A 24573-nucleotide genomic window follows, 5' to 3' on the forward strand; every position below is an offset into this window, starting at 1 on the left:
GGGGTGGAGTGGTTTCTTTGGGGCCCCTACGAAGGAAGATCCCGTCGTGGGAAAGACGGGTGGGGAGCCTTCGGCCCCACGACCACGGCGAGTTTTAGGGATCTTCCTTCTCCCCCAAAGAAACCACTCCACCCCATCGAGCACCTGGCAGGGTTCGTGCGGCTTCGTGGGGGCGTGGGTTCGCTGCTGCTTGGTCCGCCCCATCGAGCACTGGGCGAGCCTCGGGTCGGCCTGGCAGATGCTCGGGCTGGGTTGACCCAAGGAAGCCCAGCCCAGTAACCCGCCCCTGGGCCAACCGGCCACCATGCCCTCGATGGAGTGAAGGAGCACACCGCCTCGACAACCAGGCCCACACCTTGGGGTGGGGCATGACGACCGGGGGTGTGGTGATCGGCCGGGTGGGGGGATGTGCGCGAGACTTCGGTTGTGTTGAAGTCGTTGGTGCGGGCGTCTCATCCGGAACCTGCCGTGGCGGTCACTGTGGCCGCTGTGGGGTTGGGGGGCGCGTTGGGGCAGGTGGGGTGGTGGTTGGTCGCGTTGGGGGCGGCTGTGTTGGCCGGACTGCTGTCGGTGGGGTGGCTCAACGATCTGGTGGACGCTGAGCGGGACGCTCGGGTGGGGCGGGGGCGGAAGCCGGTGGCCGCTGGGGAGGTGGCGGCGACGACCGTGTGGGGGGCGGTGGGGGTGGCCGCTGTCGGGGTTGTCGTGCTGTCGTTGGTGTTTGGGGTGGTGGCGGGGGCTGCGCATATTTTGGCGGTGGTGATGGCGTGGGCGTATGACCTGCGGTTGAAATCGACGGTGTTCTCGGTGGTTCCGTATGCGGTGTCGTTTGGGCTCTTGGTCGCCTTTGTCACCCTTGGGTTGCCTGATCCTTATCCGCCGCCGTGGTGGATGGTCGCGACCGCCAGTTTGCTCGGGTGCGCTGCGCACTTCGCCAATGTGCTGCCCGATTTCGATGACGACCGAGCCACCGGCGTCCGTGGCCTCCCGCACCGGCTTGGGGAAGCGGGGTCGCGAGTCGCGGCGGTGGGGTTGGTGTTCGCGGCTTCCGCGACTCTGGTTGCGGGGTTGCCCGAGGGCGCGGTGCCGCTGGGGGTGGCCGCGCTTGTGGTGGCCGGGGTGGTCACCGCGATCGGGCTGGTCAGGGGGAGGCGGCCGCGATCCCGGGCGGCTTTCCACGCCATGCTCGTTGTGGCGGTGCTGGATGTCGCGGTGTTGGTCGTCGCGAATCTTCCGGGGTGAACTGCGGCTTCTTCTGGGGGCGGACGCACCGATCCCAAGGCAGGTGCGGTATCAGGACAACCGGGCCAACTCCTCGGTGGTCAGCGCCAAGTCCCCGGCCGCGGCGGAGTCGCGGATGCTTTCCGGCCGTGACGAACCCGGAATCGGGATCACCACCGGCGCCTTCGCCAAGTGCCACGCCAGGCAGACCCGCTGTGGGCTGACCCCGCGCTCCCGGCCGATCTCGGCGAACGCCGCGAACCTGGCGCCCAAGTCCCCGGCCCGGCCGATGCCGCCCAACGGGCTCCACGGCAGGAACGCGATCCCCAGTTCCGCGCACAGCTCCAACTCCGGCTCACTGTCGCGAAACGCCGGTGAGAACTCGTTCTGCACCGACGCCAGCCGCCCGCCCAGGACGGACTGGGCCTCGCGAATCTGGTCGGAGTCGAAGTTGGACACCCCCGCCATCCGGATCTTGCCCTCGTCCAGCAACTCGGCCAGCGCGCCGACCGACTCGGCGATCGGGACGGCCGGGTCGGGGCGGTGGAACTGGTAAAGGCCGATGGCCTCGACGCCGAGTCGGCGCAGGGACGCCTCGCAGGCCGCGCGGAGGTACTCCGGCCGCCCGTCCAGGCCCCAGCCGCCGCCCGCCGGACGGGTGTGGCCGCCCTTGGTGGCGATGAGGACATCACCGGAACCGCCGCGCAGCGCCTCGGCGATCAGCTCCTCGTTGTGCCCGAAGTCGTCCGCGCCGAGCGCGTAGCCGTCGGCGGTGTCGATCAGGGTGATTCCGGCGTCCACCGCGGCCCGCACCGTCGCGATCGCGCGGGCGCGGTCGGGCCTGCCCTCGATGGACAGCGGCATGGCGCCGAGCCCGATGGCGCTGACCTTGACGTTGCCCAGTTGACGTGTCTGCATGAACCCCATCCTCGCACCGCGGGCGGACGGCGGCGCTTCACTCAGCAGAGTGGCAAGGGTGGCCCGGCGGGCTGGGCGGGGTTGTGATGGGAGGGACGACACTCTACCGAAGGAGATTTCCCATGCGTCGCATAGCCATCACGGTCGCTATCGCGTCAGCCGCGCTGCTGTTGCCCACGGGTGCGTCCGCAGCGCCGGGCGTGGTCCGCCTGTATTCGTCCGACGGTCAGGTCAAGACCGTGCCGGACCCGAGACCGTGGGTCTGCTACCGCGGCTTCGGGGCGGACACCGCCGTGGTCAACCGCACCTCGGCGACCATCTTCCTTTTCCCGGACCCGGGGTGCCACACCGACATCTACGACCCCGTCGAGCCCGGCGACACCAAGTTCTCCACCGCCGCGGCCTTCATGACCCACGAATAAGTCACAGTCGCTTGGGCCACGCCGCGCGCCGCAGGGCCGCGTAGAACGCCTTCGTCGCGGGCTCGATCTCGGCCAGGTACTCCCGCAGCAGTTCCGGGCGGGCGGACAGGTCGGGCGCTGGCCGAGGGCCGGGGGTGATCCACCGGAGGGCGTCCAGCCGCTCGACCACGCCCCGCCACCAGGCGTTGATCTCGCCGGTCACCTGCGCCTCGGCCTCGGTGGCCGCGGTGACCCGCTGATTGGCCTCGCGGATCTCGGCCACCAGGTCGATGGCGCGCTTGCGCTCGTGCTCGGTGTGCTTGCGCGCGGCCTTGTGCGCGGCGTCGAGCAGTTCCTTGTACCGGGCGACCGGGTCCGTCGCCGGGGTGTTCGCCGGGGTGCTCATGGCGCCTCCAACGCGGCCGAGGTGTCGAACGGGATCAGGATCTCCGGTTTGCTGTGCGTGGACCGGTCGAAGAACACCGCCCGGTGCGGGCGCGGCGACCAGTCCACGATCTGCCCGGCCGCCAGCGTGCCCAGGTCCGCGCCCTGCACGTCCAACGCCACCCACGCGCCCATGTCGTCGGTGCTGAAACCGAGCGTGTCCTTGAACCTGCTGATTCCGCGCCACCAGCCGAAGGTGTGGATGCGCGCGGACGGGCCGTTCTTGAGCATCGACCGCAGCCGGTCCAGGCCGCTGATCATCAGCGGCGGTTCCTTATGTTCGAGCCACTGGTGGGCGGCGTCCACGGCGTAGAAGAACACGTATCTCGGCTTGTCGGCCTTCTGCTCGGTCAGCGTGGCGATGACCTCGGCGAGCTTGCCCGCGTCCTCCCCGACCCGGAACTCCACCTTGTGTCCGGCGCTGATCAGCGCCTGCTCGACCAGGGTCACGTGCTCGCGCATCGCCTCGACCGGGCACCACAGGTGGAACTCGCACGTCCCCGGGTCGTGCGACCGGGCCAGCGACAGCGCCGCGGTATCCAAAATAGACAGAGCGTCGCCCGTGGCGGTGCCGATGACGGCGACGTTGCGGCCCGGCACCGAGTCCAGCCGCACCGTCGCCGACCGGTCCTCCACATCGATGATCTGCCCCAGGACAGGGCCTTTCCGCGCGGCGAAGTCGGCGGCGGCCGTGAGATCCGGCTGGTGCGCGCCGTCGAACAGCCGAGGCGGGACCGTGCTCGTCCGCTCCCACAACCGGTGCTGCAACGCGTCGAACGTGCCCCGGCTGGAGGAGTCCGGGACGTGCGCGGTCTCGTTCCCGTGCGGCACACCGGAATCGTGGTTGAGCACCGCGTGCCACCGGGGCAGGCTCAGCGCCGCGGTGTTCTCCGTGGACAGCACCCGTTTCGCCTTGGGCATGGCGATGCGCAGCGTGCACTGGTCATACACCGCGGGCTTGCCCCAGAACGCCTCGATGCCCGCGATGTCCTGGCTGGCCAGCACCAGGTGGATGCCCTGGGACCGGCCGCGCCTGGCCACGTCCTCCAGCAGCGTCGCGGCCTGCTGGGTGATCTGGTCGCGGCCGACGAACAGCGCCTGGAACTCATCGATCACCGCGACGATGCGCGGCCAGTGCCCGTCCGGCTCGGCGTCGCGCAGCTCGGCGAGCTTGGTGACCTCCTGCCGCTTCGCCGCCTCCGCGCGCCGGGCCAGCTCCTGGGCCAGATACCGCAGCAGCGCCAGCCCGAACTCGCGGTCGGTGTTGACGTTCACCCCGACCAGCCGCGCCTGCGGCAGCCAGCTCGGGTCCTTGCGGCCGGGGGTGAGCCCGGCGAAGGACACGCCCTCCTTGAAGTCGAGCAGGTACAGCTCCAGCTCCGAAGGCGGGTAGCGGGCCGCGAAACCGCCGAGCATCGCGTAGAGGAAGTTCGTCTTGCCCGACCCGCTCGGGCCCGCGACCAGCGCGTGCGGGGTCGCGTCGCCGAGCACCACCTCCACCGGCTCGCCCTCATCGAACCCGACCGGGGTGCGTAGCTCGTCGCGGGAGCTCTCCTGCCCCAGCACCTCGGGCAGCAGGTCCGCGAACGACCTCGGCCGCCCGCGCCGGGCCACCACGTCGTCGCGGATCAGCGCCGCGGCCCGGCCCACGATCGCGGGCGGCGCGGGCGGGTCGGCCCGCACCACGACCCCGGGGCCGGTCATGCTGGAGGTCGCGGTCTCGGCGTCGACAAAGGTCACCGTCTCCATCGGGCTGTTCGCCGACACCGGCACGTCCACCAGGATCAGGTGCACCCCGGCGTCCGGGCCGGTCCGGGCCACCCGGTTCAGCTCGCGGTACTGCTCGTCTTCCATCCGCTCGCCGTTGCCGAACAGCACCGCCACCCGCCACGGCTCCACCCGCCTGCCCGCGGCCACGCACACCTCGCGCAGCGACGTGCGGTTCACCCGCATCGCGTTCGCGTGCACCTTGCGGATGTGACCGGCCAGGTGCGCCAGCAGGTCGTCAAGCCGGGTCGGGTCATGCACGACCATCAGCCCGGCCGCGGTGAGCGGGTGCAGGTTGGGCAGCGGGCCCGTCAGGTGGCCGATGTCCCACAGGTGCAGCCGGATCATCCCCGGGGTGAAGGTGCTCAGCATCCGCAGCAGCACGGTCTCCACGATGGCGTCGACCGCGGCGCGGCTGCCCGGCGCGGAGTTGAGCCGCAGGTGCGCGGCGTCGAGCAGCGGCACCGCCAGCGGGAACCCGTGCTCGGGGCCGGCGTGCGCGACCTGGGCGGTGCCGATCCGCCACAGCCGAGGCGCCGCGACGCCCGGGTCGTCCCCGAGCCGCCCCAGCCAGTCCTCCCACGGCCTGCCCGCCGGGCCGGTGGCCTCGGCGGCGACCAGGTCGCGGACCGCGCCGAGCCCGTCGCGGTGCCACTCGGCGTAGCTGGTGTCGCGGTCGGCGGTGATCTTCGCCCACACCGCGGCCAGCGCCGGGTCCGACAGCCGTTCCAGGATGTCCTCGTCCCGGCTGGCCTGGGCCAGCCCGATGCGTTGGACGGACTGCTCGAACTCCAGTTGCCGCTTGAGCGCCTCGGCGCGCTCGCGTTCGCCAGCGGCGGCGCCCAGCGCGCGGTTGAGCACCGCCCGCAACTGGTGCAGGGCCTGCTCGGCGCGGTTCCTGCGCTCGCTCCTACCCAGCATCGGCGGCCTCATCGGTTGGTCGGTGGCCGCGCCCGCGCTGGGCGGGCGGCGGCGGGGACAGCGCGCGTGCGCCGGTGTCCGGCCCGCCGCGCGGCGGGCCGGGGCGTCCCGGTCTGGTCAAAGCCGCGCCGCGTAGTCCTCGGCGGAGGTGATGCCCGCCCTGATCGCGGACTGGGCGGCGGCCAAGCCCTGCAGCGCCTCGGCGAGCAGCCCCTGTGACTCGGCCACGCCCGGGTGGCCGCTGCCCTGGGTGACGTTCGCCAACGCGGTGCGCGCCTCGTCAAGCTGCATCGACGCCTCGACGATGGCCGCGATGCCCGCCTGCGCCTTCTCGGTGGCCACCGCGATTCCGGCACGGACCTCTCGTACACCCATGTCTTCACAAGATAGTGCTGATGATCGCGGTCGGCCGAACCGGGTCACGCGCCGTACTCCGATCGTGTTCCACGACCGGGTGATCGCGACCACTCGGGTGTCCATATGGCGTCCAAATGGCCGCGCCCGCTGTCAAGACCGCGTCAGGGACCGGCTCCCGCCGCCGCCCACGGGAGTCTGCTTTACGCGTGATTCTGCCTAGGGGAGGACTCGTGACAATCACCGAACTCTTGCCGACGCTGCGCCGGTCGCATCCGATCGCGCTGCCCAGCGGCCTGTGGCCAGCGTCGGCGACCCCCACCGATGACGGCGACGTCCAGCTTGGCGGCGTGCCCGCCACCGAGGTGGCGGCCCGGTTCGGCACACCGGCGCAGGTGCTCGACCTCGAAGAGGTGCGCAGGCGCGTCGGCCTGCTGCGCGCGGCCCTGCCGGAGGCGGAGATCGCCTTCGCGGGCAAGGCGCTGCTCTGCAAGGGGCTGCTCAAGGTGCTCGCCGCCGAGGGCCTGTCGCTGGACGTGTGCTCGGCGGGCGAGATCGCCGTCGCCCGCGCCGCCGGTTTCCCGGCCGAGCGGATGATCCTGCACGGCAACGCGAAGACCCCGGAAGACCTCAAGGCGGCGCTGACCTACGGCGTCGGCCGCATCGTCCTGGACTCGCCGGAAGAGGCCGCCCAGCTCGCGGGCCTGGTGACCCACGCCCAGCAGGTGCTGCTGCGGGTCACCCCCGGCGTCGACGCCCGCACCCACAAGGCCATCACCACCGGCACCGAGGGCCAGAAGTTCGGCGTCGCCATCGCCGACGCCGAGGACGCCATCGGCGCGATCCTCACCCAGCCGCGGCTGCACCTGGTCGGCCTGCACTGCCACCTCGGCTCGCAGGTGTCCGGGGTGGACGTCTACGAGGAAGCCGCCCGCCGGATGGTCCGGCTGGTGGCCCGGGTCCGCGCCCGCTACGGCCTCACCCTGACCCAGCTCGACCTCGGCGGCGGCTTCGCCATCCCGTACACCGAGAACGACGCCGAGTTCGACCTGGTCGGCTACGCCAACCGCGTCTCGGTCGCCGTCGGCTACGAGACCGGCCGCGCGGGGCTGCCCCGGCCCCGACTCACCATCGAGCCCGGCCGCTGGCTCGTCGGCCCGGCGGGCGTGACCCTGTACCGGGTCGTCGCGGTGAAGAACCACTTCATCGCCGTCGACGGCGGCATGAGCGACAACCCCCGCCCCGCCCTCTACGGCGCGCGCTACTCGGTCCGCCTCACCGGCCGCCGCTCCGCCGCCCCGCTGACCCCCCGCACGGTCGTCGGCCGCCACTGCGAGGCGGGCGACATCGTCGCCGAGAACGTCCCCCTGCCCGCCGACATCCACCCCGGCGACCTCCTCGCCGTCCCCGCGACGGGCGCCTACCACCAGACCATGGCGTCGAACTACAACGCCGTCGGCAGGCCACCCCTGGTCGCGGTCCACGACGGCCTGACGGACCTCCTGGTCCGCCGAGAAACCGAAGAAGACCTCCTCCGCCGCGACCTCGGCTGACCCCGCCGATCTCCCTCAAAAAACAGGAGCGCGGCGGCCCCCGCCCTCGGTTGAATGCCGCCCATGGACCTAGCCGCCACCCCGGAGCCGCCCTACCTCGCCGTCATCTTCACCTCCCTGCTCGGCCCAGACGACGACGGCTACGCCTCCGCCGCCACCGACATGCTCGCCCGCGTCCAAGCCACCCCCGGCTTCCTCGGCGTCGACAGCGCCCGCGGCGCCGACCGCTTGGGCATCACCGTCGCCTACTTCCGCGACGAAACCGCCATCCGCCACTGGCGCGACGACCCACACCACACCGCCACCCGAGCCAGAGGCCGCGCCCAGTGGTACGACGCGTTCGAGGTCAGGGTCGCCAGGGTCGACCGCGCCTACGGCTTCCGCCGCGCCCAGGAGGGCCCAGCCAACCTGTGACCGGCGTCCCATCTTTCGGTCCGTGCTTCCCACATAGTGAGGCAGGCTCAGGGGTTGCGGGATACTCCAGGAGGCAGGCACAGCGAGCGAGGGAGTGGGATGGGCCGACAGCGCTGGGTGGCGGTCGCGCGGGAGGTGGCGGACCGGCTGGCCGGGGACGCGGTCGATCGGGAGCAGAAGGGCGCTGAGCCGGTCCACGAGGTCGCCCTGCTGCGGGAGAGTGGTCTGCTGCCGTTGCTGATCCCCGTCGAGCGGGGTGGGCACGGGCAGGACTGGAAGACCGCGCACGCCGTCCTCGCCGAGATCGCCGCCGCGGACGGGTCGGTCGGGCATCTGCTCGGCTACCACTACCTGCACGTGTGGCGCACCCGGTTGTTCGACCGCCCCGAAGTGACCGAGCGGCTGGAGCGGGCCACCGCCGAGCACGGGTGGTTCTGGGCCGGGGTGGCCAACCCGCGCGACGACGCGCTGATCATGTCCGAGGTGGACGGCCGTCTTCTGGTGCGCGGGCGCAAGTTCTTCGCCACCGGCGCCAGCGTCGCCGACCGGCTCGTGGTCAGCGCGCACGAGGAGGCGACCGGGCGCAAGGTCACCTTCGTGCTCGACGCCGCCGCGCGCGGAATCCGCTACCTGGGCGACTGGGACAACCTGGGACAGCGGCTGTCGGCCAGCGGGGGAGTGGACTTCGCCGACGTCGAGGTGCGGCGAGAGGACATCCTGGGCGCGCAGCCCGAGCCCGGCGACCCGCGCGCGCAGCGGGACTCGTTGGCGGCGCTGGGCTTCCAGCTCGTGCTGAGTCGAGTGCTCGCCGCCGTCGGGCGGGGCGCGCTCGCGACCGCCGCCCGCTACACCCGCGACGTCTCCCGGGCCTGGCCCGCCTCCGGCGTCGAGCGCGCGGTGGACGACCCGCACGTCCTCGCCGCCTACGGGGTGCTGCGGTCCCGGCTCGACGCCGCCGACCTGCTGGTGGACCTCGCCGTGGAGGCCTTCGACGCGGCCGAGGCCCAGGGCGCGGCGCTGACCGCCGAGCAGCGCGGCGAGACCGGCGTGCGGATCTCCACCGCGAAGGTCGTCACCTCCGAACTGGCGACCGAGATCGGCAGCCGCGTCTTCGAGCTGACCGGCGCCCGCGCGACGGCGGCCAAGTACGGACTCGACCGGTTCTGGCGCAACGCCCGCACACTGACCCTGCACGACCCGGCCGTCTACAAGGCCACCGAGGTCGGCAGGCACCTGCTCACCGGCGACCTGCCGCCACTGACCGGATACAGCTGATGGCCGACCAGCCAGTCACCGCGCGGCCGACCGCGGAGCGATCGACCGCAGAGCGACCGATCGGGGAGCGGCCGACCGCAGAGCAGCTGACCGGGGAGCGGTCGCCCGGGGAGTGGCCGATCGCAGAGCGGCCGATCGGGGAGCGGTCGCCCGGGGAACGGCCGATCGGGGAGTGGCCGACTGCAGAGCGGCCGATCGGGGAGCGGTCGCCCGGGGAACGGTCGCCCGGGGAGTGGCCGACCGCAGAGCAGCTGATCGGGGAGCGATCGACCGCCGAGCGATCGCCCGGGGCGCGGTCGACTGTCGACCGGTCGCAGGCGGAGCCCACGCTCGCCCGCAGCGTCCGGCTGGATGACGACGGCGTGCTCATCCTCGACCGGCGCCGGTTCCCGTTCGAGCGGGTCTGGGTGCGGTGCGCCACCGCCGAGGATGTCGCGGTCGCCATCGAGGACATGGTCACCCAGTCCTCCGGGCCGTACTTCGCGGCGCTGTTCGCCATGGTCCTGGCCGCCCGCGATGCCGCGAAACTCCCGCCAGCCGACGCGCGGGCAGCCCTCGACCGCACCGGCGCTCGGCTCATCGCGAGCCGGGCCACCAACAACCACCTGCGCAAGGCCGTCGCGGTCGTGCTCGCCGAAGTCGACGCGGCGGGACCGGTGGCGGGCGCCGACCTGGTGGCCGTGGCGACCAGAGGCGCCGCGGTCGGCGACGAGCGCTACCGGTCCGCCAGCCGCGCGCTGGGCGAGCACAGCGCCGCACTGCTGCCCGACGACGCCCGCGTGCTCACCCACTGCTGGGCCGACGCCTACCTGATCGAGACCGTCGCCGCCGTGGCCCGGCTCGGCAAGCGCGTCTCGTTCTTCTGCACCGAGACCCGCCCCTATCTGCAGGGCGCGCGGCTCACCGCGGAGACGCTGGCCGAGATGGGCGTCGACACCACCCTGATCACCGACGGCATGGGCGCGGCCGTCCTCGGCGCGGGCGAGGTCGACGTCCTGCTGACCGCGGCCGACCGGGTCACCATGGACGGCCACGTGGTCAACAAGGTCGGCACCCTTGGCCTCGCCATCGCCGCGCACACCTTCGGCGTGCCGTTTCACGCCCAGGTCCAAGCGCCCGACCCGGCCGCGCCCACCGCGGCCGACGTGCCCATCGAGCACCGCGCGGGCGACGAGGTGCTGCACACTCTCGGCGTGCGCACGGCCAGTGACAAGGTTCGCGGCCACTACCCGGCCTTCGACGTGACCCCGCCGCGTTTCGTGACCACCATCGTCACCGACCGGGGCCCGTTCGCCCCGGACGCGCTGGCGGATTACCAGGACCAACGGAGAGAGGGACCGTGACCGACACGCTCCACGCCCAGTGGGTCGTCCTCGACATCGAGGGCACCCTGATGCCGACCGCGGGGGTCCACGTCGTGCTCTACGACTACGCCCGCCCGCGTCTCGGCCCGTGGATCGACGCCCACCCCGACGACCCGACCGTGCGGTCGGCCGTGGCCCGCACCAAGGCCGAGGCGGGCCTGCCTGAGGACGCGACCACCGCCGAGGTCGTCGCGGTGCTGCACGGCTGGATGGCCGCCGACCGCAAGGCCGCCCCGCTCAAGGACCTCCAGGGCCTGATCTGGCAGGACGGCTACGCCCGCGGCGACCTGGTCTCGGAGTACTTCCCCGACGTCGTGCCCGCCCTGCGCGCCTGGCACGGCGCGGGCCTGCGGCTCGCGGTGTTCTCCTCCGGCTCGGTCGCCGGGCAGATCGCGTCGTTCTCCACCACCACCGAGGGCGACCTGACCGGCCTGTTCCGGCACCACTTCGACACCGTCAACGCGGGCCCCAAGCGCGAGCCTGCCTCGTACGCGGCCATCGCCGAGGGCCTGGGCGGTCCGACGCCCGGCCGGATCGTGTTCCTCTCCGACGTTCCCGCCGAGCTGGACGCGGCGGCCAAGGCGGGCTGGCAGACGGTCGGCCTCGCCCGCGACGGCGAGCCGTTCGCCGCCGCCGACTTCGGCGCCCACCGGGTCGCGAAGTCCTTCGACGAGTTCCGGATCGTGACCGATGATTGAGGTCTTCCAGGCAGGTCACGCGCTCGCCGCCGAGGCCGCCCGTTACACCGCGATGGGCTGGATGCGCGGCACGTCCGGCAACCTGTCGGTCACCCTCGACCACGACCCGCTGCGCCTGGTCGTCACCGCCAGCGGGCTGGACAAGGGCGAGCTGTCCGCCGCGGACGTTGTTGTCGTGGACGCCGAGGGCGAGGCGTTGCCCGACCAGCTCCAGCGGCCATCGGCCGAGGCCGGGCTGCACGCCCGCATCGCCGCCGTCGCGGGCGCGGGCGCCGTCGTGCACCTGCACATGCTGGCCCCGGTCATCGCCGCCGAACGCTGGCCAGGCGGCATCGAGCTGCGCGACCTGGAGATGCTCAAGGGCTTCGGCCGCGCCGCTCACGACGACCTGGTGACCATCCCGGTCGTCCCCAACTCCCAGGACATGCGCGTCCTCGGCGACGCGTTCGAGGCGAGCTTCGACCCGGAGACACCCGCGCTGGTGGTGGCCCGCCACGGGGTGTACGTGTGGGGTGAGGACCTGATGGCCGCCCGGCACCGCGCCGAGTGCCTGGAGTGGCTGCTGCGGTTCAAAACCACGATCGAGTGAGGTGCGCCCGATGACCCTGCTGACCGTCTGGGCCGACGACAACCCGGCCACCGCGCTGGCCAGGACCGAGGACGAGCGTGAGATCCGCGCCGTGCTCGGCGGCATCGGCGTCCGGTTCGACTGCTGGCCGCTGGTCGCGCTGCCCGCCGAGCCCACCTCCGAGCAGGTGCTCGACGCCTACCGGGCGCGGGTGGACGAGATCTCGGCCCGCGAGGGCTACGGTTTCGTCGACGCCGTGGCCATGACCCCCGCCGACACCCCCCAGTGGCGGGACCAAGCGGCGGCGGCCCGCGCCAAGTTCCTCGCCGAACACACCCACGACGACGACGAGGACCGCTTCTTCGCCCGCGGCTCCGGCATCTTCTACCTGCACGCCAACGGCAAGGTCCACGCCGTCCTCTGCGAAGCAGGCGACCTCCTCAGCGTCCCGGCGAAGACAACCCACTGGTTCGACATGGGCACCCGCCCCGACTACGTCTCCATCCGCTTCTTCCACGACGACGACGGCTGGGTCGCCGACTTCCTCCCCGACTCCATCGCCCACCGCTTCCCCACCTACGACGAGATCACCGCCGGACGCGGATGACCTGGGTCTAGCGGGTCAGGATCGTGTAGTCGCCGATCTCGCGGACCAGTTTGGCCGCGAGAGTCCACCAGATCGCCGGGTCGGTGAAGGAGACGACGTGGTGGTCGATGGGGATGGGGGCGGGGCGGCCGGTGCCGTAGCGCAGTCCGTCGACTCCGAAGAGGGGGAACGATTCGGCTCGCAGCAGGATGTGCCCCTTTCGCAGGGCCGGGCAAAGCTTGGCGGACAACCGTGCGCAGGGCACGCAGATGGGCGGTTCGCTGACAAGCAGGTGTTCGGTCAACGGCTGGCCGGTGTCGCGGAGAACCCAGAGGACACCGTGGCGGGTGCAGTCGGCCGGGTTGCCGCAGGTTTGGCAGAGCAGTTTGCGCATGGCCCTGCGCTGGCGCAGCGGGTGGATTCTGGCGAACTGGGGTTTGCCGTGTCCAGGCCTGCTGGTCGCCCGGTCCCAAAGGATTCCGCGCTGGTCGCGGTCGGCGAGGATTTCGTCGGGGTAGGCGATTCCGGAGCCGCCGGGGCGTTCCACGACCCGGGGGTGTTCGTCCCAGCGTTCTTCGCTCCAGGTGGCGATGTAGGGGACGACGAGGTCTGTCCTGGCGCTGCTCATGCGGCGCCGCCCAGGGTTCCGGGTGCGCCCAACGCGGTGACCGGGAGGATCACGTCCGGCGCGCCTGGCTCGCCTGGCGCCGGGACTTCCACCAGTCGCCGGGCCACGTCGGCGACGGCGTCGCCGTGGGTTCCCCAGACAATGCCGCCGCCATCGTCGGGGATCACGCGCACTCCCAGCACCTGCCGCTGGTCGAAGACGAAGACCACGTCGATGTGCCGCGCTCCGCTTCGGCTGGCGGCGAAGCCGGAGACAGTGTCGTTCTCGCTGAGCAGGTGGAACGTCCACCCACCCCGCTGGATGCCAGGCAGTTCGCTCAGCGCGGGCAGGCGGGAAAGGGCGTCGGCTTGGGTGATGACGGTGTGCGGCACCGGATGGGCTCCCGTGGCTCGGTGACAGGACATGGCACCGAACCGCTCGGTGTGCGGTTTCCGGGATGCCATGCCGGAACTCAATCCTGTGTGGCCGATTGTGGGCTTCCGGATACAAGGGGTTGCCACACGCGCACACTCTGTGGCTATGCTGGTCGAACTTGTGTCTGGGACAGCGAAAGCGTGCGTGCGATGCCCCGTGAGCCGGAAACGATAGTCAAGTTGCGCGGTCGCCTCGGCGAGCAACTTGCCGCCCTGCGGAAGGCCGCGCGCCTGACCCAGGAGCAGTTGGCTCGGGTCACGCACTACGACCGCACCTCGCTGTCGCACATCGAGAAGGGCCGCTACCGGGCGGACGAGCAGTTCTGGTCGGTGGCCGACCGCACGGTCGGCGCGAACGGGGCACTCCTGGAGTCGTTCCGGGCATTAGACGCGGCCTGCCAGGCGCACCTTCTGGAAGCACGGGAAGCCGAACTGGCCGAAGCCCGAAGCAAGGCGCTCCGCCTGCGGATACCCCCGGCTGAAAACCCAACACCCAGCACGGAAGCCGAAGAACTCCTGCGCGAATTGGTGGACACCATGAAACGACGCGGTTTGTTGCAGCTTTTCGGGTTGACAGCCACCAGCGCGATCGCTCCCGGCCTGTTCGACGCTTTCGACCCGGATGAGCAGGAACGGGTGTTGGGTGCGATCGCCGTGCCTGAACGGGTGGACGAACAAGTCATCGCCCACATTGAGACCATCGTCGAATACGCCCGTGTAACCGATCACCAGTTCGGTCCGCAGGCGGCGCTGCATACCCTGCTCGCCCAGACAAAGGTCTTGAGCGGCATGGTGCCGAGCTGCCCTGATTCGTTGCGGCCCAGGCTGCTGTCAGCACTCGCCAACGCGCAACAGAAATGCGGCTGGTTGGTCTTCAACAAGAACGATTTCGTCGGTGCTCGTCGTTGCTATGAGCAGGCGCGGGAAACGGCTCATCAGGCTCAAGACGTGACTCGGGCGGCTTACATTCTTGCGAGCATGACGCAACTGGCCTTGTGGATGGATTTGCCTGCGGTCGGTGTGGACTACGCGGTCGCGGCTCAGACGTGGGTGGCCCACACAGACAACGTCGGTGTGCGAGCCTTTGCGTCAGACACCGCCGCCTGCGCCTTCGCGGCTATTGGCGACACTCACACGGCCATGCGGAAGCTGGAAGAAACCCGAACCTACCTGCCCCGATGCGGCGAGGAGCCCCAAGCCCCATATCTCTATGCGTACAGCGATGAGTTGCACACCGGGCGCCGAGGGGAATCTCTGCTTGCCCTGGGTCGCGTAAATGAGGCCATCCAAGTGATGAGCGATTCGCTTGACTCTTACACGTCAAGCGCTGCTCTCGCCAAGCCACGTGATGTCGCTGTGGGAAAGATCAGGCTCAGTGAAGCCCACGTGGTGGCAGGCAACATCGAGGAAGCCGCGTGGATGCTCGGGGGCGTGCCGGAAGTGTTGGCCCAAAACCGTTCAGCCAGGATCGACCACCAGATTCATGAAGTCCGACGTACCCTCACCCCGTGGGAGAACTTGGCGGCTGTGAAGCAGCTTGACGAGCGGTTGGTCGCGAGCGGACTGCGGTAGCTGGGAAGCAGAACTCCTGCGCGGATTGGTGGGCGCCATAAAAGACGTGGTCTGCTGCAACTTTTCGGATTGACGGTCACCAGCGCGGTCGCTCCCGGCCTGTTCGACGTTCTTGAACCAGATGAGCAGGAACGTGTTCGGATGAGCATTCTTCACCACGCTCACCAAAGTGAGCGGCAACTCGGCCCGCGGGCGGCATCGCACACCATGCTTTGCCCTGCCTCCCACCCCAAGCGCGCGGTGGTGTCGTTTTTCGGCATCAGCGGCGCCAACGTCCACGTCGTCCTGGAGGAGTCCCCACAGGTGTGACCCGAACGCCCCGACGTCCGCTGTCAAACATTCACCCGAACGTACCATTGCAGGTTGCTCTCTTTCCGCGGGTAGTCTCGATCGGGGAGGGAACGTTCGGCGGGCGTATCGCGGCGACTATGCCGCCGCTCGACCGGAATGATCAAGCTTCGTGACCAGTTCGGGGGATTTGTGTTCGCGATACAAGCGGGAAAACGCGCCCATCGCAGGCTTGCGGCCATAGTGGCGGGCTTGCCGTTGGCTCTCGTAGGACTGTCCGGTGTCTCGGCGGCAGCACCACCGCCGTTGCGGCCGAGTCCGATGCAGTGCATCGACGAATTTACAAACAATGACAACTACGTCGGTGACGGCTGGGTAGGCGCTCTGGTGGCCAACCCGGTGCCCACGGTCGAGCGGCTGTTCTGTGGCGACGAGTTGTCTGGAGTTATCCACATAGCGCATCCAGAATCGACGGGGACGGTGCACCCGGTCTTCCCGGAAACGCAACAGGACTTTGGACTTTGCTTCAGGAACACGATACTTCGGGGCGTGAAGGTCGCAGACTCGCCTGGTCGCAGCCGTTACGAGTACCGTTACCGGGCGGGTACACCCCTTATGGCCACCGCGATTGTGGACGACGCGCGCCATTTCACCTACACGCTTTTCACCAACACGCCTGGTGGTGGAAACGACTGGCGAACCTGTGCGACAGATCCTGTTGCCAGTCCCTGACCATGGTGTGCTGGTACCCTGAATAGGGTGAATTCTGAGGGCAATCTCGTGCGGCGCTTTCGGCCGTCGATGGTGGTTCCTGTCGGGTTGCACATCGTCGCTGTGGACGATGTGCAACCTGTCGCCGCGCTTGTGGACGCGGATGGGGCGGTGGCGGAAGTTTTGTCCTGGCGGGACTGGACGCCTCCGTCGTCGTTCGCATGGCCGCCGAGAACGGCATGGACCGACGGCAGGCGGGCATGGATCGCCACTCCGCCGGACGGCGACACCGTCCGCATCGAGGTTCCCGCGGGGACCCTCTCGCGCGACCAGGCCCCCGCGACCACCCCCGCGACGCGATACCGGTTTTCCCGGTCTGGGTCTCTCCCTGGCCGAGACGACTCTCGGTGGCATTACGATTCGGACCTCCGCGGAACTGTTTGGACCGCCAAGGTGCGGTGGCAGAGTGATTCCGGTGGGCGTCAGGAATGGGAGCTGGGGCTCGGTTCCATTATGGACGCGGCTGTTGTCGGGGAGTCCCTGCACGTTGTTGTCCGAAGGGCCAATAAGCGGCCATGGGACCAGGCGCCGTCATCGGATCTGACCTGCCTGACCCCCGGCGCCCCGGCGCGAGCCGTCGACTCCTTCGACATAGCCGACCTGGCTTGGCCCCCCGCCCCGACACGCAGGGAGGCTCTGGACAGGGCCGTCGGCTTCGCCGCTGCCCAGTGCTTCCGCATCGCGAAGCTGGGAGCTTACGACATCGCTCATGAGGTCGTCGGCCCAATCACAGATCCTTGTTCGCGAATCACCTTCTCGCACCCCTCGCGCCCGGGCGTGCGCTGCGTCCGGGACGACCGAGTGTTCAACGAACTCGGCCACCCGGCAGGTCTCATGGATCTGGGCATTTACCTCGACGAAGACCTCGCGGCCGGTTTCCTCCCACAGCTGGAAGAGTCCAGGCACGGCGTGCTCCTTGTGTGATCGGGCGGAATCGCCCGCCGCGAAGTCGTGGCGAGGCCGCGGCTCGGTCGGCGGAAGACCGGGGCTACCGCTGTCACCGCTTATCACGTCGAGGTCAAAGTCGCTGCCCGTATGCGCGACGACGATATCAAGAAAGCCGTCTTGATTATCAATTTCCCTACTGGACCATGTGCCCCAGAAGGCCAGGCGGGACCGATATCCTGCCACGCGCTGATGCCGGTGCTCATGCCCAAGGGTGCCGCGCCACCATACGGTGAAAGCCTCGCGACTCCGCGAGGTCATCCCGACCGGCCCTCCGCGCTGTGCGCCGCTGCCCTGTACACCCTGTGGCTGGGCAAGCTGTACCGGATGGCGCCGCTGGTGGCCGAGGCCGAGGAACTGGGCCGCGACCCGCTCCGATGACGTCCTGCGGGCCAAGGCCCTGCATGTGCGCGGCTTCGAAACCTTGGCCTGGATCGCCGACCGGCGCGGCGAGGCGCTCGGCGACGCCGCGTTCGACCGGGCGTTTGCCGCCGGACGCGCGCTCCCCGACGATCGGGTCGTCCGCTGCGCGTTGGCTGAGCGGGTAACGGAAGCGCAAGCGGCTGAGGAAAGCCCGCTGGACCCCTTCGGCCCGCTCACGAACCGCGAAGCGGAGATCGCCACGCTGGTGGTCCAGGGGCTCACCAACCGGGACATCGCCGCCCGGCTGGTGATCTCCGAGCCCACCGCCGCCACGCACCTGCAGAACATCTTGGGGAAGCTGGGTTCAACAACCGCGCCCTAGACAAGCCACGCCGCCCGTCCTCGGTGACCCGGCCACGACGACTCGACCGGACCGCGGACAACGCCAAACGGAGGCGTTGTTCTCCTTTTGTTCTTCCGCGGCCGGGCTGCCGCGGGCGGGTCAGGGGGAGCGTCGGGTTTGCGGCCCGATGTGCGGGCGGGGAGCGCCCGCGGTTGGCGGCGTGGCGCCCCACCCGCAGGTCGACGCGGTTGTAGAAGGCCATCGGGGTGTCGGCGATGCTCCGCACGGCCAGGACCTTCTGCCGTCCGGTGCGGCCGCCGTGGTCGTCGAACACCGCGATGCGGGTGTCGCCGATGAAGTGTTCCCAGGTCGTGGTGGCGTGCTGGGCGGTCCGGGTTCAGGTGAACTCGACCCGGCGGCTGACCGGGGTGGCGGGCCAGTTCTTCGTCTCGTCGCTGAGTCGGGCGAACTGGGGCAGGCCGCCGTGGCGGTTTTTCTGCCCCTTGGGGCCCTCGACGCTCTGTGGCTCCCAGACGATCGGGCCGCAGTCGCCGATCCGGCCTTGTGCGCGGTTGGCCTGCCTGCCCGGCGGGGTGTTGACGTGGCCGTAGGCGGACGCAGGGCTCGCGGGCAGGGCGACCAGCAGGGACGCGAGGCCGACGGTGGCGAGGGTGCGCTGGTGTCTCATCTGCTCTCCACTTCGGTGGACGACGTTTCCGCCGGGTAGGGCGGGGGGAATCGGGAAGCAGTGGGACGCCTGCGCCCGTCGGGCGCGGGTGCGCCAGAGGGATCGGGAGGTGCGGATTTGGTCTAGGCCATACGACCGGCCTGGGCGGCTGGTCAAGACGGCGGCCGATGTTCGGCCGCCGGGATTTTCCCCATTCGACGCCCGCGGTTCGGCTCGTGGCGGACAGTGGTGGCCGGGGCGTGTGCCGGACCACTGGTGAGCGGCGGCGCGGTGCCGCCACATCGTCGGGGGTGGCGGATAGCCTCCGGTACCTTGGGACACCTGTTCGAGCGACACCACGATCTTGGAGTGCGACCCAGTGACAGCCGAGACCCTGTACGGGGCCGACGACCTGACCCATCTGGAGGGTCTGGAGGCCGTCCGGAAGCGACCCGGCATGTACATCGGCTCGACCGACAGCCGGGGCATCAACCACCTGTTCGCCGAGGTCGTGGACAACTCCACCGACGAGGGGGTCGCGGGCCACGCCACCCGGGTCGTGGTGACCCTGCACGCCGACGGCAGCGTGCAGGTCGATGACGACGGCCGGGGCATTCCGACCGGGGTGCACGCCAAGTCCGGGCTCTCCGGTGTCGAGCTCGTGCTCACCCGGCTGCACGCGGGCGGCAAGTTCGGCGGCTCCGGGTACAAGACCTCCGGCGGACTGCACGGTGTCGGCGCGTCCGCGGTCAACGCCCTGTCCCACCGTTTCGACGTCACCGTCAAGCGGGAGGGCAAGGTCCACCAGATGTCCTTCGCTCACGGCGTCCCCGGGGTGTTCGACGGCCCCGGCCCGAAGGCGAAGTTTACCCGCCAGTCCGGCCTGCAGATCGTCGGCAAGATGAAGCGCGGCGAGTCCACCGGCACCTCGATCCGCTACTGGTATGACGCGCGCTACTTCGAGAACGGCGCCGCCCTCGACGTCGAGGGCGTGCGGACCAAGCTGCGCAACACCGCGTTCCTCGTCCCCGGCGTGACCTACGTGCTGCGCACCGCGGTCGAAGACTCGATCTCCGAGGAGACCTTCCACTACCCCAACGGCCTCACCGACATGGTCGACTTCCTCGCCCCGTCGAGCGAGCGCGCCGTCTCGGGCACCCTGCTGATCGTCGGCGAGGGCACCTACCAGGAGAACGCCGCCGACGAGAACGGCGTCATGCGGTCCAAAGTGGAGCGCCGGGCCGAGATCGAGGTCGCGTTCCGCTGGGGCACCGGCTACGAGCGCACGGTCGAGTGCTTCACCAACACCATCCGCAACGCCCACGGCGGCACCCACCGCAAGGGCTTCGAGCGCGCCGCCGTGAAAGCGTTGCAGGAGGCCATTTCCCGCACCCGCGGCCTCCTCAAGCCCAAGGAAGACCCGCCCACGCTGGACGACGTGCTCGAAGGCATGACCGCGGTGGTGCACGTGCGCATCCCCGAGCCGCAGTTCACCTCCCAGACCAAGGACGAGCTGTCGACCGCGGGCATCACCAAGGTCATCCAGGGCGTCGTGGAGCGGCACGTCAAACTGTGGACCGAGGACCGCAAGACCAAGTCCGAAGCCAAAATCGTCCTCCAGAAGATCGTCGACGCCAGCCGCGTCCGCCTCACCCAGAAACAGCAGAAGGACGCCGCCCGCCGCAAGACGGCCCTGGAGGGCGCGGCGATGCCCGCCAAACTGGTCGACTGCCGCACCACCGGCCTGTCCCGCAGCGAGCTGTTTCTCGTGGAGGGCGACAGCGCCCTCGGCTCGGCCAGAATGGCGCGCGTGTCGGAGTATCAGGCGCTGCTTCCCTTGCGGGGCAAGATACTCAACGTGCAGAAGGCCAGTCTGGCCGACACGTTGCGCAACGCAGAGATCGCCTCGATCGTGCAGGTGCTGGGGGCGGGGACCGGGCGGACGTTCGACCTCGGGGCGATGCGGTACGGGCGGGTGATCCTGATGGCCGACGCCGATGTCGACGGGTCGCACATTCGGACGCTGCTGATCACGTTGTTCGCCAAGTACATGCGGCCGGTGATCGAGGACGGCCGGTTGTACGCGGCGATGCCGCCGCTGCACAAGGTCACCACCAAGGGACGCAACCCGGAGACCATCTTCACCTTCACCCAGCGCGAGATGGAGACCACGGTCGCCCGGCTGACCAAGGCGGGCAAGCAGGTCGTCACGCCGGTGCCCCGGTTCAAGGGCCTCGGCGAGATGGACGCGGACGAGCTGTGGGAGACCACGATGAACCCGGCCACCCGCTCGGTCCGCCGGATCACCCTCGATGACGCCGAAGCCGCCGAGAACGCGCTGGAACTGCTGATGGGCGAGAAGGTCGAACCGCGGCGGGCGTGGCTGGTGGAGTCCTCCGGCCGCGTCGACCAAGCCGCGATCGACGTCTGACCCCGCCCGCACCCGAGCCGCACGAGAGAGAGCGCTGAGCAATGGCACGCCGCAAGGGCCCCTCGACCACCAAGGTCGATCCCGCCGCCTTCGACCAGGCGGGCGCGCAGGTCTTCGACAACCCGGTGAAGACCGAGATCGAGGACTCGTACCTGGAGTACGCGTACTCCGTCATCCACTCCCGCGCCCTGCCCGACGCCCGTGACGGCCTCAAGCCGGTGCACCGCCGCATCCTGTTCTCGATGAACGAGCAGGGCTACCGCCCCACCCACGCCTACGTGAAGTCCTCCCGCGTCGTCGGCGACTGCTTCGTCCGTGGCGCACTGGTGTCGACCCCGGACGGCCTGCGCCCCATCGAGACCGTTGAACTAGGCGACCTCGTGCTCGACGGCGAGGGCAGGCCGGTGCCGGTTGTCGCTGTCTACGAGAACCCTGCCTCGGAGCTGGTCCGGGTGACCTGGACCAACGGGCACACGATGCTGGTGACCCCAGGCCAACGGTTCCGCACTGTCGACGACGACCTGACCGTGCGCTGGACCGAGGCGCGCGACCTCCTCGGCCGCCAAACGGTCGGATACGGCACCGGACGTCACCCACAGTGGGAGTCGAATGGCGACCCCTATCACTACGTGCTCGGTCTGGTCGTCGCGGAAGGTTTCGTCGGTGATGCGGACGGACGCGTGCGCGTTCACCTGCGCGACTCCGAACCGCTGGACGCGGCCCATGGCTGGGCGATCGAAACGGGCGTGACGGTTTCTCGCGGAAAGCGAGAAGCGAGCGAACCGACCGACCGTGACGGGCACATTCTCACGTTTGACCGACACGACGGGTTGCTCGCGGCCGGTAAAGCGGATATTGACCACCGGCGCGTGCCGGACAGCGTGCTCGGTGACCGTGCCGCGTGGTTGCCATTTCTCGCGGGATTGCTCGATGGTCGCGGCCGGGTGCGCAGGACGGATCGGGAAATCGTCTTCACCAGCGCCAGTGCGACATTGTCGCGTCAGGTGTATTCGATGCTGGCCGACCGAGGCATCCACGCGCGTCGATGGACTCGCGCGGGCCAGGCCGCCGCGCACGCGGTCTCGGTGTCGGGCCGGGACGCGGCCGTGCTCGGGCGAGCTTTGCTGCCCTGGACCAGGATCGGGCACAAGCAAGACGCGCTCGGCGCGATCGTCGCCGAGCGCGGCGCGGCGCCGGGCGGTGTGTCGGTCGAGTCCGTCGAGGTGGTGGAATCGGACACCACTTACGACATTCAAGTAGGGTCCGACGAGCACGCCTTTGTGGTCGAGGGTTTCGTCGTGCACAACTGCATGGGTAAATACCACCCGCACGGTGATACGGCCATCTACGACGCTATGGTTCGGCTGGCGCAGGATTTTTCCCTCAATGCTCCATTGATCGACGGGCACGGAAATTTTGGCAGCCCAGACGATGGACCGGCGGCGAGTCGTTACACCGAAGCCCGGATGTCAGCCGAGGCGATGTTGCTCGTCGGGGAGTTGGGGGAGGACACGGTCGATTTCCGGCCGAACTACGACGGTTCGCTGATGGAGCCGACCGTTCTCCCAGCCGCTTTCCCGAATCTGTTGGTCAATGGGACTTCGGGGATCGCGGTCGGGATGGCGACGAACATGATCCCGCACAATCTCGGCGAGGTCGTCGCCGCCGCGCGGTGGCTGCTGATGCATCCGGACGCGACGCTGGACAAGCTGATGGAGTTCGTGCCGGGGCCGGACCTGCCGACCGGGGGGATGCTGCTCGGCCTGGACGAGGTGCGCAAGGCGTATGAGACCGGGCGCGGTGTGGTGCGGATGCGCGCCAAGGTGGAGATCGGGCCGCTGGAGGGCAGTCGGGGCAGGCAGGCGATCACCGTGACCGAGCTGCCCTACCAGGTGGGCTCGGAGAAGATCATCGAGAAGATCACCGACGAGGTCACCAAATCCAAGCGCCTCACCGGGATCGCCGATGTCAAGGACCTCACCGACCGGGAGAACGGGACCCGGCTGGTGATCGAGTGCAAAGTGGGGGTCAACCCGCAGGCCCTGTTGGCCGACCTCTACCGGCTCACGCCGATGGAGCAGTCCTTCGGCATCAACAACCTGGTGCTGGTCGACGGCCAGCCGCGCACGCTGGGGCTCAAGGCGCTGCTGGAGGTCTTCCTGCGGCACCGCGCCGAGGTCGTCACCCGCCGCACCCGCTACCGCAGGCGCAAGCGCGAGGAACGCCTGCACCTGGTCGAGGGCCTGTTGCGCGCGCTGCTAGACATCGACAAGGTCATCAAGCTGATCCGCGGCAGCGAGGACGCCGCGGCGGCGAAGGCGGGCTTGCTGAGCCGCTTCAAGCTCTCCGAGATCCAAGCGACCTACATTCTCGACACCCCGCTGCGCAGGCTCACCCGCTACGACAAGCTTGAGCTGGAAGCCGAGCAGGACAAGCTGCGCGCCGAGATCGAGGAGCTGTCCAAGATCCTCGATGACGAGAAGGTGCTGCGCCGGGTCGTGTCCACCGAGCTGGGCAAGGTGGCCAAGGACCTCACCGCCGAGCGTCGCACCGCGCTGATCGACGGCGACCTCAAGGAGGTCTTGGCCGCGTCGAAGCCCGCCGGGCCGCTGGAGGTCGCCGACGACCCCTGCCAGGTGGTGCTCTCGGCCACCGGGCTGGTCGCGCGGACCGCGGCCGAGTCCGAGGAGGCGACCGAGGGGCGCAGGCGTCGGGGCCGGGCCCGGCACGACACGGTGGCCGCGGTGGTGCACTCGACCGCGCGCGGGCAGGTGCTGCTGGTGACCAACCGGGGCCGGGCGGTCAAGACCGACGTGCTGCCGCTGCCGGTGCTGCCCGAGCAGAGCGGCACGGTGTCGCTCAGCGGCGGCATGGCCGCGAGCGAACTGGTGCCGCTGGACAAGGGCGAGAAGGTCGTCGGCATCGCCCCGCTGGGGGAGCAGGCGGCAGGCTCGCCGGGGCTGGCGCTGGGGACCCGCCAGGGCGTGGTGAAGGTGTGCGCGCCGGAGTGGCCGGTGCGCTCGGAAGAGTTCGAGGTCATCTCGCTCAAGGACGGCGACGAGGTGGTCGGCGCGACCTGGCTCGCCGACGGCACCGAGACGCTGGTGTTCGTCTCGTCCGAGGCGTCGCTGCTGCGCTTCGCCGCGGGCCTGGTGCGGCCGCAGGGCCTCAAGGGTGGCGGCATGGCGGGCATCAACCTGCCCGGGGCGGCGACGGTCGCGTTCTTCGGCGCGGTCCGCACTGACGACCCCGAGCACGGCGAGCCCATGGTGGTCACCTCGACCGGCCAGAGCGTCAAAGTCACACCGTTCGCGGAGTACCCAGCCAAGGGCCGGGCGACCGGCGGCGTGCGCGCGCACCGGTTCCTCAAGGGCGAGGCGGGCTTGGTGCTGGCCTGGGTCGGCCCTCGGCCCGCTGGCGCGAGCCGCGCCGGGTCGGCGATCGAGCTGCCCGAGCCGGACCCGCGCCGGGACGGCTCCGGTGCGCCGCACCCGGGCCCGGACGTGGTGGGGCACCTGATCGAGCGGGACTGACGTTGGCCGCGATTTCGCGGGGATGACCGGCGGCGGCCATCCGCCGACCGCCGCCCGGCGAGATCCTGCCCGTGCCGGGTCGGTGGAAACGCCGCAACGGAACCGAACCGGGCGGGCGGGGCCCGGACGGCGGAA

Annotated in this window: 24 protein-coding genes; 17 read left to right on the forward strand and 7 right to left on the reverse strand. The window is 70.1% G+C overall.

Annotated elements, in window-relative coordinates; genetic code table 11:
- Positions 1-489: 489 nt before the first annotated feature.
- Entirely contained in the window at positions 490-1242 is a 753-nt protein-coding gene (locus tag ACZ6SD_RS23005; RefSeq protein ID WP_465319081.1) for a UbiA family prenyltransferase, read from the forward strand.
- A gap of 51 nt (positions 1243-1293) precedes the next feature.
- On the opposite strand, the gene ACZ6SD_RS23010 is transcribed toward ACZ6SD_RS23005, so the two are convergent.
- Positions 1294-2139: an aldo/keto reductase gene (locus ACZ6SD_RS23010; RefSeq protein WP_465319032.1), complete on the reverse strand. Its 846-nt coding sequence runs from the start codon at positions 2137-2139 to the stop codon at positions 1294-1296.
- Between the two features lie 122 nt (positions 2140-2261).
- Here ACZ6SD_RS23010 and ACZ6SD_RS23015 point away from each other — a divergent pair, with 122 nt between their 5' ends.
- Complete coding sequence (locus ACZ6SD_RS23015) at positions 2262-2561, forward strand: hypothetical protein (protein WP_465319033.1); 300 nt, start codon at positions 2262-2264, stop codon at positions 2559-2561.
- A 1-nt stretch (position 2562) separates the two neighbouring features.
- Here ACZ6SD_RS23015 and ACZ6SD_RS23020 read toward each other — a convergent pair whose 3' ends face one another.
- The 3 genes from ACZ6SD_RS23020 to ACZ6SD_RS23030 form a co-directional block, all read right to left on the reverse strand.
- Complete coding sequence (locus ACZ6SD_RS23020) at positions 2563-2946, reverse strand: hypothetical protein (protein ID WP_465319034.1); 384 nt, start codon at positions 2944-2946, stop codon at positions 2563-2565.
- On the reverse strand, positions 2943-5672 hold the full coding sequence (locus tag ACZ6SD_RS23025) for an FtsK/SpoIIIE domain-containing protein (RefSeq protein ID WP_465319035.1): 2730 nt from the start codon (positions 5670-5672) through the stop codon (positions 2943-2945). Before ACZ6SD_RS23025 ends, ACZ6SD_RS23020 begins: the two co-directional genes overlap by 4 nt.
- 117 nt (positions 5673-5789) lie before the next feature.
- Positions 5790-6047, reverse strand: coding sequence for a hypothetical protein (locus tag ACZ6SD_RS23030; RefSeq protein WP_465319036.1), 258 nt, complete (start codon positions 6045-6047; stop codon positions 5790-5792).
- A gap of 212 nt (positions 6048-6259) precedes the next feature.
- Between ACZ6SD_RS23030 and lysA the strand changes: the two genes are divergently transcribed.
- The 7 genes from lysA to ACZ6SD_RS23065 all read left to right on the forward strand — a co-directional run bounded on the left by lysA (position 6260) and on the right by ACZ6SD_RS23065 (position 12505).
- The gene (lysA, locus tag ACZ6SD_RS23035) at positions 6260-7579 is read left to right on the forward strand and encodes a diaminopimelate decarboxylase (protein WP_465319037.1); all 1320 of its coding nucleotides are present in this window, start codon (positions 6260-6262) and stop codon (positions 7577-7579) included.
- A gap of 54 nt (positions 7580-7633) precedes the next feature.
- The gene (locus ACZ6SD_RS23040) at positions 7634-7993 is read left to right on the forward strand and encodes an antibiotic biosynthesis monooxygenase family protein (protein ID WP_465319038.1); all 360 of its coding nucleotides are present in this window, start codon (positions 7634-7636) and stop codon (positions 7991-7993) included.
- Positions 7994-8092: 99 nt separating this feature from the next.
- Positions 8093-9268: an acyl-CoA dehydrogenase family protein gene (locus ACZ6SD_RS23045; protein ID WP_465319039.1), complete on the forward strand. Its 1176-nt coding sequence runs from the start codon at positions 8093-8095 to the stop codon at positions 9266-9268.
- Between the two features lie 347 nt (positions 9269-9615).
- Positions 9616-10611 (forward strand): s-methyl-5-thioribose-1-phosphate isomerase, encoded by a 996-nt coding sequence (locus tag ACZ6SD_RS23050; protein WP_465319082.1) that lies wholly within the window; start codon positions 9616-9618, stop codon positions 10609-10611.
- Positions 10608-11330 (forward strand): acireductone synthase, encoded by a 723-nt coding sequence (gene mtnC, locus ACZ6SD_RS23055; RefSeq protein ID WP_465319040.1) that lies wholly within the window; start codon positions 10608-10610, stop codon positions 11328-11330. Before ACZ6SD_RS23050 ends, mtnC begins: the two co-directional genes overlap by 4 nt.
- Entirely contained in the window at positions 11323-11919 is a 597-nt protein-coding gene (gene mtnB, locus ACZ6SD_RS23060) for a methylthioribulose 1-phosphate dehydratase (protein WP_465319041.1), read from the forward strand. The genes mtnC and mtnB overlap by 8 nt, the downstream gene beginning before the upstream one ends.
- A 10-nt stretch (positions 11920-11929) precedes the next feature.
- Positions 11930-12505, forward strand: a complete 576-nt coding sequence (locus ACZ6SD_RS23065; protein WP_465319042.1) for a 1,2-dihydroxy-3-keto-5-methylthiopentene dioxygenase — start codon at positions 11930-11932, stop codon at positions 12503-12505.
- Positions 12506-12512: 7 nt separating this feature from the next.
- Here ACZ6SD_RS23065 and ACZ6SD_RS23070 read toward each other — a convergent pair whose 3' ends face one another.
- Together ACZ6SD_RS23070 and ACZ6SD_RS23075 are read right to left on the reverse strand one after the other, a co-directional pair.
- A complete protein-coding gene (locus tag ACZ6SD_RS23070; RefSeq protein WP_465319043.1) occupies positions 12513-13112 on the reverse strand; it encodes a hypothetical protein in 600 nt (199 codons plus the stop codon).
- Positions 13109-13483, reverse strand: coding sequence for a hypothetical protein (locus ACZ6SD_RS23075; RefSeq protein WP_465319044.1), 375 nt, complete (start codon positions 13481-13483; stop codon positions 13109-13111). Before ACZ6SD_RS23075 ends, ACZ6SD_RS23070 begins: the two co-directional genes overlap by 4 nt.
- A 192-nt stretch (positions 13484-13675) precedes the next feature.
- Here ACZ6SD_RS23075 and ACZ6SD_RS23080 point away from each other — a divergent pair, with 192 nt between their 5' ends.
- The 6 genes from ACZ6SD_RS23080 to ACZ6SD_RS23105 all read left to right on the forward strand — a co-directional run bounded on the left by ACZ6SD_RS23080 (position 13676) and on the right by ACZ6SD_RS23105 (position 17846).
- Complete coding sequence (locus ACZ6SD_RS23080) at positions 13676-15097, forward strand: helix-turn-helix domain-containing protein (protein ID WP_465319045.1); 1422 nt, start codon at positions 13676-13678, stop codon at positions 15095-15097.
- A gap of 69 nt (positions 15098-15166) precedes the next feature.
- Entirely contained in the window at positions 15167-15406 is a 240-nt protein-coding gene (locus tag ACZ6SD_RS23085) for a hypothetical protein (protein ID WP_465319046.1), read from the forward strand.
- Positions 15407-15544: 138 nt separating this feature from the next.
- Positions 15545-16117 (forward strand): hypothetical protein, encoded by a 573-nt coding sequence (locus tag ACZ6SD_RS23090; protein ID WP_465319047.1) that lies wholly within the window; start codon positions 15545-15547, stop codon positions 16115-16117.
- A 492-nt stretch (positions 16118-16609) separates the two neighbouring features.
- Positions 16610-17080, forward strand: a complete 471-nt coding sequence (locus ACZ6SD_RS23095) for a hypothetical protein (protein WP_465319049.1) — start codon at positions 16610-16612, stop codon at positions 17078-17080.
- 27 nt (positions 17081-17107) lie between these two features.
- A complete protein-coding gene (locus tag ACZ6SD_RS23100) occupies positions 17108-17482 on the forward strand; it encodes a DddA-like double-stranded DNA deaminase toxin (RefSeq protein ID WP_465319050.1) in 375 nt (124 codons plus the stop codon).
- A gap of 25 nt (positions 17483-17507) precedes the next feature.
- A complete protein-coding gene (locus tag ACZ6SD_RS23105) occupies positions 17508-17846 on the forward strand; it encodes a helix-turn-helix transcriptional regulator (protein ID WP_465319051.1) in 339 nt (112 codons plus the stop codon).
- Between the two features lie 358 nt (positions 17847-18204).
- Here ACZ6SD_RS23105 and ACZ6SD_RS23110 read toward each other — a convergent pair whose 3' ends face one another.
- The gene (locus ACZ6SD_RS23110) at positions 18205-18495 is read right to left on the reverse strand and encodes a hypothetical protein (protein ID WP_465319052.1); all 291 of its coding nucleotides are present in this window, start codon (positions 18493-18495) and stop codon (positions 18205-18207) included.
- A 358-nt stretch (positions 18496-18853) separates the two neighbouring features.
- Between ACZ6SD_RS23110 and ACZ6SD_RS23115 the strand changes: the two genes are divergently transcribed.
- Together ACZ6SD_RS23115 and ACZ6SD_RS23120 are read left to right on the forward strand one after the other, a co-directional pair.
- Positions 18854-20905 carry a DNA gyrase/topoisomerase IV subunit B gene (locus tag ACZ6SD_RS23115; RefSeq protein WP_465319053.1) on the forward strand — a complete coding sequence of 684 codons (2052 nt, stop codon included), beginning with the start codon at positions 18854-18856 and terminating at the stop codon, positions 20903-20905.
- A 41-nt stretch (positions 20906-20946) separates the two neighbouring features.
- Positions 20947-24438, forward strand: a complete 3492-nt coding sequence (locus tag ACZ6SD_RS23120; protein ID WP_465319054.1) for a DNA topoisomerase (ATP-hydrolyzing) — start codon at positions 20947-20949, stop codon at positions 24436-24438.
- Positions 24439-24573: the final 135 nt, after the last annotated feature.

Source organism: Actinokineospora sp. NPDC051303 (assembly GCF_055586285.1).